The sequence below is a fragment of the Streptomyces lucensis JCM 4490 genome (genome assembly GCF_014650035.1).
Taxonomy (GTDB): Bacteria; Actinomycetota; Actinomycetes; order Streptomycetales; family Streptomycetaceae; genus Streptomyces; species Streptomyces lucensis.
The window spans coordinates 45,981-59,076 of the sequence record NZ_BMUE01000016.1 but is presented as its reverse complement, the minus strand read 5'-3'; the positions used below and the strand labels follow the sequence as shown (position 1 = coordinate 59,076).

Below are 13,096 nucleotides of genomic sequence, written 5' to 3'. Positions count from 1 at the left end.
GTGAACCGGCGCGGCGGGGCCGGCGCACCGGTCCGGGTGCTCATGCCGCGGACGGGCTACTCAGCCGGCCGCCACCCCGGGTCCCGGCCGCTCAGCCCCACCGCCCGGTCCAGCAGGGGGGCGTCCTGCGGTACGGGGACGACGGGGCCGAAGACGCCGTTGCCGCGGCCGGCGTCCCCGGCGGCGGCGAGGAGGAAGCCGTGGGCCGCGTCGAGGGCATCGGGGTCGGGGTCGTAGCGCTGCCCCGTCGCGCGGGCCAGGTCCCAGCCGTGGACCACCAGCTCGTCGGCGACGACCGCTCCCGCGACCGCTCCCGGCAGGTCCACGCCGCCGGCCCGGGTGGAGCCGGTCCAGGCCGCCGGGTCGCGCCAGGCGTCGGCCAGGTCGTCCAGCGCCTCGGCCAGCTCCTCGCGCCAGCCGGGCCCGATGTCCGGGACGGTGGCGTCCGGGCTGGTGTCGGTCGTCGGGCCGAGGTCCTTGCGGGCGGCGTCGCGGAAGGCCACCGACAGGTGGAGGACGTGGCCGAGCAGGTTGCGCACCGGCAGGCCGGGGCACGGCGTGGCGGCCGTGAGCCGCTCATCGGTCACGGCCGTGGCGAGCCGCGCCACGATCCGGGTCTGCGGGCCGAGATCCACCATGGTCATGGCGCACTCCTTCGAAGGTCGCGTAGTGCGTACGAAGGACTGACCGTCCGGGTCCCCGGAACTCATCGGTGCCGCCGATAGGGCATCTTCCCGATGCCGCGGCCCCCGCCTCAGGACCACGATGAGCGGGCATGACGACTTCCTGGTCCGTGATCCGCGTGCTGCGGGACCGCAATGCGCGCCTCTACCTCGGCGGCGTGGTGGTGTCCGCCTTCGGCACCTCCTCGATGTGGCTGGCTTCGGGGGTGTGGGTGAAGGACCTCACGGGGTCCGACGGCCTGGCCGCCCTGTGCGTGCTCGCCATGTGGGCGCCCACGCCGGCCGGCCCGGCGCTCGGCGCCCTCGCCGACCGGACGCGGCGCCGGCCCCTGCTCGTCGTGGCGAACCTGGGCCTCGCGACGCTGCTCCTCACCCTGTTCGCCGTCGACTCCCGCGGCCGCCTGTGGCTGCTGTTCACCGTGCTGTTCCTGTACGGCGCCGTCGGCGTCGTCCACGACGCCGCCGAGTCGGCCCTGGTCGCCGCCGTCGTCGCCCCGGAGCTCCTCGGCGACTTCAACGGGCTGCGGACGGCCGTGACGGAGGGCATGAAACTCGTCGCCCCGCTGACGGGAGCGGGTCTGTACGCGCTCTGCGGCGGTCCGGCCGTGGCCTGCCTGGACGCCGTCACCTTCCTCCTCGCCGCCGGCGCGTGCGCCCTGCTGCGGGTGCGCGAGGAGCGGCCCGTCCGGTCCGGCGGCGGGCGGCTCGCCCAGACCGCGCAGGGCGTCCGGCACCTGTGGGGGCACCCCGTCCTGCGGCCCCTGGTCGCGGCGGGCGGTACGACGATGCTGCTGGCCGCGCTCGCCGGTTCCTCGGTGTACGCCGTCGTCGACCGCCTCGGCCACTCCCCGGCCTACGCGGGTGTGCTGTACGCCTTCCAGGGCGCCGGTTCGGTGGCGGTCGGGCTGTGCTCGGGGCCCGCGCTGCGCCGGCTGGGCGCGCGCCGGTTCGCGGCGGCGGGGATCGCGCTGACCGGGGCCGCGGTGGCCGCGCGGGCCGTGCCGTCGGACCCGGTGGCCCTGGTGACCGGCCTGGCGGCCGGTGTGGGCCTGCCCTGCGTGCTGATCGCCGCGTTCACCGCCGTGCAGCGCGAGACCCCCGGCCCGCTGCTCGGCCGCGCGACGGCCACCGCCAACACGCTGGTCCTCACCCCGAACGTGCTCGGGCTGGCCGTGGGGGCCGGCCTGGTCGAACTGGCCGGCCCCGGGCTGCTGCTGCCGCTGTACGGCGGCGCGCTGCTCGCCACGGGGGCCGCCCTGGCTCACCGGGCCGGCAGCGCCTCGCGCACCGCGGCCAAGTCGTCGTCCGACGCCAGCCCGGCGTGATACAGCCGCAGTTCCGTCGCGCCTGCGGCACGCGCTCGTGCCGCGTCCGCGGCGAGCGTGCCGGGGCTGCCGCCCATTCCGGCGACCACCGTGAGGTTGGCGGCCAGGACCCTCCGCCCGGCCGCCCGCCCGGCGAAGGGCGCCAGCCGGTCCGTACCGTCCGTGCAGGGCACCACCACGCCGTCGGCGACGGAGAGGATGTGGGCGGGGTCGACGCCCGCGTTGGCACCGCAGTGGTAGGAGACCGGGTCGGCGTGGACCAGTAGCCGGAAGCCGTCGGGCGCGGCGGCGCGCACGGCGGCGACGGCCTCCTCCTGGAGGGTGCGGGCGGTCGTGTCGCGCCACGCGCGCGTGGCGGCCGCCGCGTCCTCGCCGAGCAGCTTCTCGACCGTGGGCCAGCCCCCGTCGTCCGGGGCGCCGCGCCACAGCGGTTCCAGCGCGGTCCGCACGGCCGCCGCCGCCTCGCCGGCCGCGAGTCCCTGCCCGGCGTAGCCCGTGCGGCAGGACGGGCAGAAGCACAGCGACATCAGGTACTGCCCGGCCTCCCCGAGCCCGACGCCGGAGGTCTTGTCGTGGGCGTGCAGGTGCTGCAGGCCGTACCAGCCGAGTGACTCCAGTCCGGTGCCGTGCGCGCCGGGGCGTACGGCGGCCTCGGCGGCCAGGTCGACCAGGTACGCGCGGGTGGCGGGCTGGGCGATGCAGGGCGCCCACGGATAGCGGTCGCCGTAGGCGTTGACGACGGAGGTGTCCGGGTGCTCGGCGCCGAGGCGGGAGTTGTACGCGAGGACGACCCAGGTGTGCACCTCCAGGCCGGCCCCGGTGAGGGCCTGCGCCGCGTCGCCGTAGGCGTCGCCGGGGGCCCACCGGCCGGCGGGGTACGGCCGCAGGGCGCGACCCGTCCAGCGGGTGTCCGGGGGGTAGAGGACGGCCGCGTACTCGGCGGTGACGACGCGGTGGCGCGGGTGGCGGGGGGTCAGGGCCCGGGTGGAGTGGTAGGCGGCGGCGAGGGTGACCTGTCCGACGCCGAGCCCGGCGATGCGCGCGGGGGCCGCGGGGTCGCCGTTGACGTCCCAGGGGTAGACGAACGCCGAGGCCCTCACGCGTCCTCCGCCAGCAGCGCGTGTCCGCGTTCGATCAGCCGGGCGAGCTGTTTGACATGGTCCTCGCCCGGCTCGTCCAGGGGCGGCCGGACCCCGCCGACGTCCAGGCCGCGCAGCCGTACGCCGGCCTTGACGAGGGAGACGGCGTAGCCCCGGCCCTGTGCGCGCAGCTCCACGAACGGGCCGTAGAAGCCGTCCAGGAGGCGCCGCGCGGTGGCCTCGTCGCCCGAGCCGAGCGCCCGGTGGAAGGCGAGGGCGATCTTCGGGGCGAAGCAGAAGACGGCCGAGGAGTACAGGGTGATGCCGAGGGCGCGGTAGGCGAGCTGGGTCTGCTCGGCGGTCGGCAGGCCGTTGAAGTACAGGAAGTCGCCGGGGACCTCGGTGCGCACGGCGCTGACGGTCCGCTGCATGAGGTCGAGGTCGCCGAGGCCGTCCTTCAGGCCGATGACGCCGTCGGTGCGGGCGAGCGCGGCGACGGTGTCCGGGGCGAAGACGGCGTTGTCGCGCTGGTAGACGATGACGGGCAGGGGGGTGGCGGCGGCGATCTCGCGGTAGTGGCGCAGCAGGCCCTCCTGCCCGGCGACCACCAGGTACGGGGGCATGGCGAGCAGTCCGTCGGCGCCCGCCTCCTCGGCGATGCGCGCGTGGCGCACGGCGAGCGCGGTGCCGTAGCCGGTGCCGGCGACGACGGGCACCCGCCCCTCGGCCGCCTCGACCGCGGCCCGGACGCAGGCCTCGAACTCCTCCGGCAGCAGGGCGTGGAACTCACCGGTGCCGCAGCAGGCGAAGACGGCGGCGGCGCCGGCCGCGACGCCTTCGCGCACATGGGCGCGGTAGACGGCGAGGTCGACGGGCGCGCCGGGGCCGGGGCCGTAGGCCGTGACGGGGAAGAACAGCGGTCCGCTCGGTTCGCGGAGCCGGTCGGCGAGAGGGGCTGGCGTCACGGGCGCTCCCTGGCGGTGCATAATTCTGATCGCTGTTTATATTTCTGAACGCCTCCACGCTACGGGCCCCTCTCGGCACGGGTCAAGCGGGCGCACCCGCGACACGGCAGCCGATTTCCCCACCCCACGGCACACTTGACGAGATCAGCCACCCCTTCCTAGCGTGTCCACGGATGTGAATGGTGTCCATGCACAGGGCCGTTCACCAGTCGATCGAGGCGATCAAGGAGACCGAGGATGCCCGCTCCCCGCACCGTCCTGCTCACCGGCGCCGCCGGCGGGCTCGGCAGCCTGATGCGGTCCCTGCTGCCCGAGTACGGCTACACGCTGCGCCTGTTCGACGTACGCCCCATCGAGGGCGAGCCCGACGCGATCACCGCCGACCTCACCGACGCGGACTCGCTGCGCGAGGCGGTGCGGGGCGTGGACGCGATCATCCATCTCGCGGGCATCTCCCTGGAGGCGCCGTTCGGGAAGATCCTGAGGTCGAACATCGAGGGCACCTACAACGTGTACGAGGCCGCCCGCCTCGAAGGCGTGCCCCGGATCGTCTTCGCCTCCTCGAACCACGCCGTCGGTTTCACCCCCGCCCCGCGCGCGGGCGAGGCGCTGATCCCCGTCGGCACCCCGCGCCGCCCCGACACCTTCTACGGCCTGTCCAAGTCCTTCGGTGAGGACCTCGCCCAGCTCTACTGGGACAAGCACGGCCTGGAGACCGTCTCCGTGCGCATCGGCTCCTGCTTCCCGGAGCCGACCAGCGTGCGCATGCTCTCGGTGTGGATGAGCCCGGCCGACGGCGCCCGCCTCTTCCACGCGGCCCTGACCGCCGAGGGGGTCGGCCACACCGTGGTCCACGGCTCCTCGGCCAACACCCGCCTGTGGTGGGACCTCACGAGCGCGCGGGCGCTCGGTTACGAACCCCAGGACGACTCCGAGCCCTACGCAAACAAGCTCATCGCCGAACAGGGCGAGCTCGACCCCGAGAACCCGGCGCACAGCCACCTCGGCGGCCACTTCGTGACCGACCCGCCCCGCTGGCCGTACTGACGCGGGCGGCCCGCGGGCCGGAAACGATCGCTCACGGCGGCGGGCGGGCACCGAACGGGCCCGCCCGCCGCCGCATTCGGGCATCCGGGCCGCCCGATCCCACCCGTCACCGGAACGGCCGCGCAGGTCCGCGACGGGCACACCAGGCGCCGAACGGGCACACACGGGCAGGATCGGTTGCACGACAGACCTGGTCCGCGCCGCACGCCCGCTGTAGAACTTCTCCCGTGGGACCGAACGGGCACCTCGGCAAGGAAGCGGGTGAGCGCATGAACACCAGGACGGCGGAGGAACGCCGGCACGCGATCGTGCGGGCCGCACGCGCGGCCGGCTCGGTCGACGTCACCGCGCTCGCCGCCGAGCTGGGCGTGGCCCGGGAGACCGTCCGGCGCGACCTGCGCGCACTGGAGGACCACGGCCTGGTCCGCCGGACGCACGGCGGCGCCCACCCGGTCGAGAGCGCCGGGTTCGAGACGACGCTCGCCTTCCGCGCCACCAGCCACGTACCCGAGAAGCGCCGGATCGCGGCCGCCGCGGCCGAGCTGCTCGGCGAGGCGGAGACGGTCTTCGTGGACGAGGGCTTCACCCCGCAGCTCATCGCCCAGTCCCTGCCTGCCGGCCGGCCGCTGACCGTGGTCACCGCGTCCCTCCCGGTCGCGGGCGCCCTGGCCGGGGCCGAACACGTCTCGGTCCTGCTCCTCGGCGGCCGGGTCCGGGCCGGCACGCTGGCGACCGTCGACCACTGGACGACGAAGATGCTGGCGGGCTTCGTGATCGACCTCGCCTACATCGGCGCCAACGGCATCTCCCGCGAGCACGGTCTCACCACCCCGGACCCGGCGGTCGCCGAGGTCAAGGCCCAGGCCGTCCGCGCCGCGCGGCGCACCGTCTTCGCCGGCGTGCACACCAAGTTCGGGGTGGCCGGCTTCTGCCGGTTCGCCGGGATCGACGCGCTGGAGGCCATCGTGACGAGCACCCTGCTGCCGGCCGCCGAGGCCCACCGCTACTCCCTGCTGGGCCCGCAGGTCATCCGGGTCTGATCCACCGACCGTCCCCTCCCCTCCCCTCCCCTCCCCTGCCCTCCTCCCCGCTCCCCCGGGCGCGCGCACACCCACGCGCGCCCCTTATCTCCCCCTATCCCGCCATTCACCCAGGAGTGATCCATGCGCACCCCGAGCCGACGGAGGCCGCGAGCCGCGCTCGCCACGGCCGCCGCCGGGACGCTGCTCGCCCCTCTGCTCACCGGCTGCTGGGCCGGTGCCGGCGGAACCGGCTCCGGCGACTCCATCAACGTGCTGATGGTCAACAACCCCCAGATGACCGAGTTGCGGAAGCTGACCGCCGCCCACTTCACCCGGGAGACCGGCATCAAGGTCAACTTCACGGTCCTGCCGGAGAACGACGTCCGCGACAAGATCAGCCAGGACTTCGCCAACCAGGCCGGCCAGTACGACGTGGCCACCCTCTCCAACTACGAGATACCCATCTACGCCCGCAACGGCTGGCTGCACGAGATGAACGGCTACGTCGCCAAGGACCCGTCGTACGACGAGCAGGACGTCCTCGCGTCCATGCGCCAGTCCCTCACCGGCGACGACGGCAGGCTCTACGGACAGCCCTTCTACGGCGAGTCGTCCTTCCTCATGTACCGCAAGGACGTGTTCGCGGCGAAGGGCCTGACGATGCCCGCGCACCCCACCTGGCGGCAGGTGGCCGGCCTCGCCGCCGAGGCGGACGGCGCCCGGCCCGGCATGAAGGGCGTCTGCCTGCGCGGCCTGCCCGGCTGGGGCGAGGTGATGGCACCGCTCACCACGGTCGTCAACACCTTCGGCGGAACCTGGTTCGACAAGGACTGGAAGGCGCGGCTGGACTCACCGGAGTTCACCAAGGCGACGAAGTTCTACGTCGACCTGGTCCGCGAGCACGGCGAGTCCGGCGCCGCCCAGTCCGGTTTCGCCGAGTGCCTGAACAACATGACCCAGGGGAAGGTCGCCATGTGGTACGACGCCACCTCCGCGGCCGGACTGCTGGAGGCGGCGGGATCCCCGGTCAGGGGCAAGATCGGTTACGCCCCCGCCCCCGTGGAGCGGACCCGGTCCTCCGGCTGGCTCTACACCTGGGCCTGGGGCATCCAGAAGGCGTCCCGCAACCCCGGCAAGGCCTGGAAGTTCGTCTCCTGGGCATCGGGCAAGGGCTACGAGCGGCTGGTCGGCGACACCAGCGGCTGGTCGGACGTCCCGGCCGGCAAACGGGCCTCGACGTACGAGAACGCCGCCTACCGCAAGGCCGCCGCGTCCTTCCAGGACATGACCAGGCAGGCCATCGAGAACGCCCGCCCCGACGACCCCGGCGTGCAGCCGCGTCCCGTGCCCGGCATCCAGTTCGTCGGCATCCCCGAGTTCACCGACCTCGGCACGAAGGTCTCCCAGGAGATCAGCGCGGCCATCGCCGGGCGCCAGTCCGTCGGCTCGGCCCTGCGGAAGTCGCAGGCCCTCGCCGAGAAGATCTCCGAGGAGTACGAGGGACGATGACGGCGACGACCACAGCCCCGATCGCGACCGCCTCCGCACCTCAGGTCCGGCGGCCCTCGGCCCGGCTGCGCGCCTGGGCCACCCGCGCCCCGCTGCTGCCGGCCCTGGTCTTCATGGTCGCGGTGACCCAGCTCCCGTTCGTGGCCACGCTGGTGATCTCCTTCTTCGACTGGAACGCCCTCTACCCCAGGGCCCGCCGCTTCACCGGCCTCGACAACTACCACCAGGTGCTCACCGACGCGGACCTGCGCCACTCGGTGTGGACGACCGTGCTGCTCACGACGGCGGTGGTGCTGGCCAGCCTGGTGCTGGGACTGGTCCTGGCGCTGCTGCTGGACCGGCCCTTCCGCGGCAGGGGCGCCGTGCGGACCCTGCTCATCGCCCCGTTCCTGGTGGTCCCGGTGGCCGCGGCCCTGCTCTGGAAGCATGTGCTCTACAACCCTGAATACGGCCTGTTCAATGGCTTGTTGCACTATGTGGGCGGTCCCCAGCCGGACTGGATCTCGCACACCCCGCTGCTCGCGGTCGAGGCCTCCCTGGTGTGGCAGTGGACGCCGTTCATGATGCTGATCCTGCTGGCCGGACTGCAGAGCCGGGACCAGCAGCAGATAGAGGCCGCCCGGGTCGACGGCGCGAGCGACTGGCAGATCTTCCGCCACCTGACCCTGCCCCACCTGCGCCGCTACCTGGAACTCGGCGCCCTGCTCGGGTCGATCTACATCGTCCAGAACTTCGACGCGGTCTTCACGATCACCTCCGGCGGTCTCGGCACCGCCAACCTGCCCTACACCGTCTACCAGAGCTTCTACCAGGCCCACGAGAACGGGCTCGCCTCGGCGGCGGGCGTCCTGGTGGTCATCGGCTCGATCGTCATCGCGACCCTCGCCCTGCGCGTGGTGTCGTCCCTGTTCCGCGAGGAGGTGTCCCGCGCATGAGCGACACCGTCGTCAAGCGCAGGGTGCGCACCGGAACCGGCCTGGGCCTGGTGGCCTGGCTGGCCGGCATCCTGTTCTTCCTGCCCATCGCCTGGATGGCCCTGACGTCCTTCCACTCCGAGGCGGACGCGGCGACCAACCCGCCCTCCTTCGCCGCCTCCCTCACCCTGGACGGCTACCGCGAGTTCTTCGGCACCGGCGGCGGGGCGAGCCCCTGGCCCGCGCTGATCAACTCCACGGTGGCCTCGGTGGTCTCCACCGCCTGCGTGCTGCTGCTCGCCCTCCCCGCGGCCTACGCGCTGTCGATCCGGCCGGTGCGTAAGTGGACGGACGTGCTGTTCTTCTTCCTCTCCACGAAGATGCTGCCGGCCGTGGCGGGCCTGCTGCCGGTCTACCTCTTCGCGAAGAACGCCGGGCTGCTCGACAACATCTGGCTCCTGGTCGTCCTCTACACCTCCATGAACCTGCCGATCGCGGTGTGGATGATGCAGTCCTTCCTCGCCGAGGTGCCGGTGGCCGTCATCGAGGCGGCGCGGGTCGACGGCGCCCGGCTGCCGGTGATCCTCGCCCGCGTGGTGGCCCCGATCGCCCTGCCCGGCATCGCGGCGACCGCCCTGATCTGCTTCATCTTCAGCTGGAACGAGCTGCTGTTCGCCCGGGTCCTCACGGGCGTGGTCGCCGAGACCGCCCCCGTCTTCCTGACCGGCTTCATCACCAGCCAGGGCCTGTTCCTGGCCAAGGTGTGCGCCGCGTCGCTCGTCGTCTCCCTGCCGGTGCTCGCCGCGGGGTTCGCCGCCCAGGACAAGCTGGTCCAGGGCCTGTCGCTGGGAGCCGTGAAATGAAGGCCGCCGTCATCGAGTCCGTGGGGCGCGCCGTCGTCACCGAGGTCCCCGACCCGACGCCGGGACCCCGCGAGGTCGTCGTGGAGGTCGCCGCCTGCGGCCTGTGCGGCACCGATCTGCACATCCTCCAGGGCGAGTTCGCCCCCAAGCTGCCCATCGTCCCCGGGCACGAGTTCGCGGGTACGGTGGTCGGCACCGGCACCCGGGTCACGGAGGTCGCGGTCGGCGACCGGGTGGCCGTGGACCCGAACCTGCACTGCCACGAATGCCGCTACTGCCGTACCGGCCACAACAACCTGTGCGAGCGCTATGCCGCGATCGGCGTGACGACGGCCGGCGGAGCCGCCCGGTACGCGGTGGCCCCCGTGGCGAACTGCGTGAAGCTGCCCGAGCACGTGCGCACCGAGGACGCGGCCCTGATCGAGCCGCTGTCCTGCGCGGTGCGCGGCTACGACGTGCTCCGGTCGCGCCTCGGCGCCCACGTCCTGGTCTACGGCTCCGGGACGATGGGACTGATGATGCTGGAGCTGGCCAAGCGGACGGGCGCGGCCCGGGTGGACGTCGTCGACCGGAACCCGGGCCGGCTGGAGACGGCGCGGCGCCTCGGCGTCACGGCGTCGGCCGCGAACGCGGACGAGCTGGACCGGCCGCAGGGCTGGGACCTCGTCATCGACGCGACCGGCAACGCGGCCGCGATCCAGGACGGCCTCGGCCGGGTGGCGAAGGCGGGCACGTTCCTGCAGTTCGGGGTGTCCGACTCCGCGACACGCGTGACCATCGACCCGTACCGGATCTACAACCAGGAGATCACCATCACCGGCTCCATGGCGGTGCTGCACAGCTTCGAGCGGGCGGCGGAGCTGTTCGCGAACGGCGTGCTGGACCCCGACGTGTTCATCAGCGACCGGATCCCGCTGGAGCGGTACCCGCAGGCGCTGGAGCAGTTCGCGGCGGGGGTGGGGCGCAAGATCCTCGTGGTGCCGTAACCCGTTCGGCGGGTAAGGGAACGGTAAAGCGGTGTCGTTCGTTCACCCGGCATGACAGCTATGACCCCTGGCTCGAACATCCCTCTCTCCACCGCGCGTGTGACGGTGGACGTCGCCGCCCCGGTGCGGCTCGACGTGTCGGGCCTGCTGCTCACCGCCGACGGCAAGGTGCGTTCCGACGACGACTTCATCTTCTACAACCAGCCTGCCGGACCGGGCGTGACGTACCGGTCCGGCGGCGGGGCGGCCCCCGACGCGATCACGGTGGACACCGCCGCGGTGCCCGCGGACATCGAGAAGATCGTGGTCACGGCCAGCCCCGACGCGGCAGGCCAGACCTTCCAGGGCATCGAGCCGACGGCGACGATCCGCGACGCGGACGGCGGCACGGAACTCGCCACGTTCACGCCGCCGCGCCTGGGCACCGAGACCGCCCTGGTGGTCGTGGAGATCTACCGTCGCAACGGCCAGTGGAAGGCCCGCGCGGTCGGCCAGGGGTACGCCGAGGGGCTGGCGGGCATCGCGACGGACTTCGGTGTGACGGTGGAGGAACCGGCGTCCGCGCCGACCGCCCCGCCCCAGCCGGCCGCACCCCCGCAGCCGGTCGCCCCGCCGCACCCGGGCACCCCGCCGCGGCCCGTGGCTCCCCCGCCGCCCGCCATGCAGTCCCAGGTGACCCCGCCGGCGCCGCCCGCGGCCCCGGCCCCGCCGGCCCCGGGCGCCGGGAAGATCAACCTGGACAAGGGCCGGGTCAGCCTGCAGAAGAACCAGACCGTCTCCCTGGTCAAGGGCGGCCGCCCACTGCTCTCCCGGGTGCAGATGGGCCTCGGCTGGGAGCCCGCCTTCCGCGGCGCGGACATCGACCTGGACGCCTCGGTCATCGCCTACGGCCCGCAGCGCAACCACGTCGACAGCTGCTACTTCGGCAAGCTGTCGATCCTGAGCGGCGCGGTGAAGCACTCCGGTGACAACCTGACCGGCGAGGGCGGCGGCGACGACGAGGTCATCGTGGTCGACCTCGGCCGGCTGCCCCAGGAGGTCACCGGACTCGTCTTCACGGTGAACTCCTTCTCCGGCCAGAAGTTCACCGAGGTCGCCAAGGCCTACTGCCGCCTTGTCGACCCGGCGACCGGCGAGGAACTGGTCCGCTTCGACCTCACCCACGCCGAGCCGCAGACCGGCGTGATGATGGCCAAGCTCATCCGCCAGTTCTCCGGCGAGTGGGACATGACCGCGATGGGCGACTTCGTGAAGGCACGGACGGTGCGCAACATGGTCGAGCCCGGAGCGCTGGCGCTGTAGCCCCCACGGCGGCGGGCGGGGAGCCGGCACCGGCCCCTCCCCCGCCCCCACGGGCGTCGTACCCCTGTGGGCTACGGCCGCAGCCCCTCCGTCAGCAGCGTCAGGTACCGGCGGATCTCCTCGCCCCGCCTGTTCGCCAGCTCCGAGGCCGTGGCCACCCCGTGCGCGAGCCGCAGCAGCTCGATCGGCTCCAGGTCGGCGCGCACGGCACCCTGCGCCCGCGCCGCCGCCACCAGCCGGCCCGCCGCGCCCTGCACCGCCGTACCGCAGGCCGTCGCCGCAGCCGCGCCACCGTCCGCGACCGCCGCCCCCAGCAGGGCCTTCATGCCCCGCAGCTGGATGGTGGCGACGCACAGCTCGTGCAGCCACTCGGTCAGCGCCTCTCCCGGCGGCAACCGCTGCGCCAGCTCGTCGGCCCGCCTGCCCAGCGCCTCGATCCGGTCCACGTACGCCGCCTCCAGCAGCGCGTGCCGGGTCGGGAAGTGCCGGTAGAGCGTGCCCGCGCCGACGCCCGCCCGCCTGGCGATCCGCTCCAGCGACGCGTTCTCCCCGTGCTCGGCGAAGGCCTCCGCCGCCACCTGCAGCAACCGCTCGTAATTGCGCCGAGCGTCCGCGCGCATGGGCCTGGCCTGCGCCATCCACGTACTCCTTGGGAACCGGGGATCCTCTCGCGCACACTACCGGGAGCCCGCGCGCCGCCGAGCGGTCAGTACCGTTCCGGCGACTCGTACCCGCAGGTGGCGGCCGGGTCCGGGCCGGTCCGGCGGACTACCGAACCGGTGCCCAGGGCGATCGTGGCGCGGGTGCGCATGGGGCCGTCACCGCGGCGGGACAGCACGGCGATCCCGGCCACCCGCGCCTGCAGCACGCCGAGCCGGGCGGCGCATTCGGCCGCCAGCTCGCGCGGGGCCCGGGTGCGGCCGAGCGAGAGGTGCGGGGTGAAGCGCGGGAAGCGGTCCGCGCAGTACGGGAAGGGCTCCGCCAGCGCGCGCCGCAGCTCCGTCCACGGTGCGGCGCCGTCCGCCGCGGGGTCGAGCCACACGGTCGCGTATGCCCGGTGGCGGAAGGAACGGACACCGCCGAGCCGGATGTCGAAGGGCTCGCGCTCCGCGGCCGCGGCGGCCAGCAGCGGGAGCGCCGCCGGGAAGTCCTCCTCCGGTACGAAGCCGAAGAGCAGGTTCACGTGGGGCGGCCAGCGGCGTATCTGCGGGTCGTGCTCGGCACGGACGCCCTGGATGGCGGGCCACAGCACGGCCGGCGGCAGCCAGGCGACGGCGGTCCGGGGCGTGGGCGCCGACTCGAGGCGGCCCGGAACCGCGGCCGGGCCCGGCGCCGGGGGACGGGGCACGTCTCCATCATGGCCCTGCCGCCCCGGAGCGCGTCGGCGCAGGCCCAAGGGAC

Annotated in this window: 13 protein-coding genes; 8 read left to right on the top strand and 5 right to left on the bottom strand. The window is 73.8% G+C overall.

Features of this window, described 5'->3' with window-relative positions; genetic code table 11:
- Positions 1 to 56 precede the first annotated feature (56 nt).
- Entirely contained in the window at positions 57 to 644 is a 588-nt protein-coding gene (locus IE177_RS28670; RefSeq protein ID WP_190018367.1) for a TIGR03086 family metal-binding protein, read from the bottom strand.
- 131 nt (positions 645 to 775) lie between these two features.
- Between IE177_RS28670 and IE177_RS28665 the strand changes: the two genes are divergently transcribed.
- The gene (locus tag IE177_RS28665; protein ID WP_190018366.1) at positions 776 to 2,008 is read left to right on the top strand and encodes an MFS transporter; all 1,233 of its coding nucleotides are present in this window, start codon (positions 776 to 778) and stop codon (positions 2,006 to 2,008) included.
- On the opposite strand, the gene IE177_RS28660 is transcribed toward IE177_RS28665, so the two are convergent.
- Together IE177_RS28660 and IE177_RS28655 are read right to left on the bottom strand one after the other, a co-directional pair.
- The gene (locus tag IE177_RS28660) at positions 1,945 to 3,108 is read right to left on the bottom strand and encodes a hypothetical protein (RefSeq protein WP_190018365.1); all 1,164 of its coding nucleotides are present in this window, start codon (positions 3,106 to 3,108) and stop codon (positions 1,945 to 1,947) included. The two genes, IE177_RS28665 and IE177_RS28660, sit on opposite strands and share 64 nt — an antisense overlap.
- Positions 3,105 to 4,052, bottom strand: a complete 948-nt coding sequence (locus tag IE177_RS28655; protein WP_190018364.1) for a 5-dehydro-4-deoxyglucarate dehydratase — start codon at positions 4,050 to 4,052, stop codon at positions 3,105 to 3,107. The genes IE177_RS28660 and IE177_RS28655 overlap by 4 nt, the downstream gene beginning before the upstream one ends.
- A gap of 237 nt (positions 4,053 to 4,289) precedes the next feature.
- Between IE177_RS28655 and IE177_RS28650 the strand changes: the two genes are divergently transcribed.
- The 7 genes from IE177_RS28650 to IE177_RS28620 all read left to right on the top strand — a co-directional run bounded on the left by IE177_RS28650 (position 4,290) and on the right by IE177_RS28620 (position 11,695).
- Complete coding sequence (locus IE177_RS28650; protein ID WP_190018363.1) at positions 4,290 to 5,099, top strand: NAD-dependent epimerase/dehydratase family protein; 810 nt, start codon at positions 4,290 to 4,292, stop codon at positions 5,097 to 5,099.
- A 269-nt stretch (positions 5,100 to 5,368) separates the two neighbouring features.
- A complete protein-coding gene (locus IE177_RS28645) occupies positions 5,369 to 6,139 on the top strand; it encodes a DeoR/GlpR family DNA-binding transcription regulator (RefSeq protein ID WP_190018362.1) in 771 nt (256 codons plus the stop codon).
- A 123-nt stretch (positions 6,140 to 6,262) separates the two neighbouring features.
- Positions 6,263 to 7,630, top strand: a complete 1,368-nt coding sequence (locus tag IE177_RS28640) for an ABC transporter substrate-binding protein (RefSeq protein ID WP_190018361.1) — start codon at positions 6,263 to 6,265, stop codon at positions 7,628 to 7,630.
- On the top strand, positions 7,627 to 8,565 hold the full coding sequence (locus IE177_RS28635) for a carbohydrate ABC transporter permease (protein ID WP_190018360.1): 939 nt from the start codon (positions 7,627 to 7,629) through the stop codon (positions 8,563 to 8,565). Before IE177_RS28640 ends, IE177_RS28635 begins: the two co-directional genes overlap by 4 nt.
- On the top strand, positions 8,562 to 9,407 hold the full coding sequence (locus IE177_RS28630; RefSeq protein WP_190018359.1) for a carbohydrate ABC transporter permease: 846 nt from the start codon (positions 8,562 to 8,564) through the stop codon (positions 9,405 to 9,407). Before IE177_RS28635 ends, IE177_RS28630 begins: the two co-directional genes overlap by 4 nt.
- Positions 9,404 to 10,393 (top strand): zinc-dependent alcohol dehydrogenase family protein, encoded by a 990-nt coding sequence (locus IE177_RS28625; RefSeq protein ID WP_190018358.1) that lies wholly within the window; start codon positions 9,404 to 9,406, stop codon positions 10,391 to 10,393. The genes IE177_RS28630 and IE177_RS28625 overlap by 4 nt, the downstream gene beginning before the upstream one ends.
- Before the next feature lie 60 nt (positions 10,394 to 10,453).
- On the top strand, positions 10,454 to 11,695 hold the full coding sequence (locus IE177_RS28620) for a TerD family protein (RefSeq protein ID WP_190018357.1): 1,242 nt from the start codon (positions 10,454 to 10,456) through the stop codon (positions 11,693 to 11,695).
- Between the two features lie 71 nt (positions 11,696 to 11,766).
- Here the strand turns inward: IE177_RS28620 and IE177_RS28615 are convergent, their stop codons facing one another.
- Complete coding sequence (locus IE177_RS28615; protein WP_190018356.1) at positions 11,767 to 12,333, bottom strand: TetR/AcrR family transcriptional regulator; 567 nt, start codon at positions 12,331 to 12,333, stop codon at positions 11,767 to 11,769.
- A gap of 68 nt (positions 12,334 to 12,401) precedes the next feature.
- Positions 12,402 to 13,043, bottom strand: a complete 642-nt coding sequence (locus IE177_RS28610; RefSeq protein WP_190018355.1) for a 2'-5' RNA ligase family protein — start codon at positions 13,041 to 13,043, stop codon at positions 12,402 to 12,404.
- Positions 13,044 to 13,096: the final 53 nt, after the last annotated feature.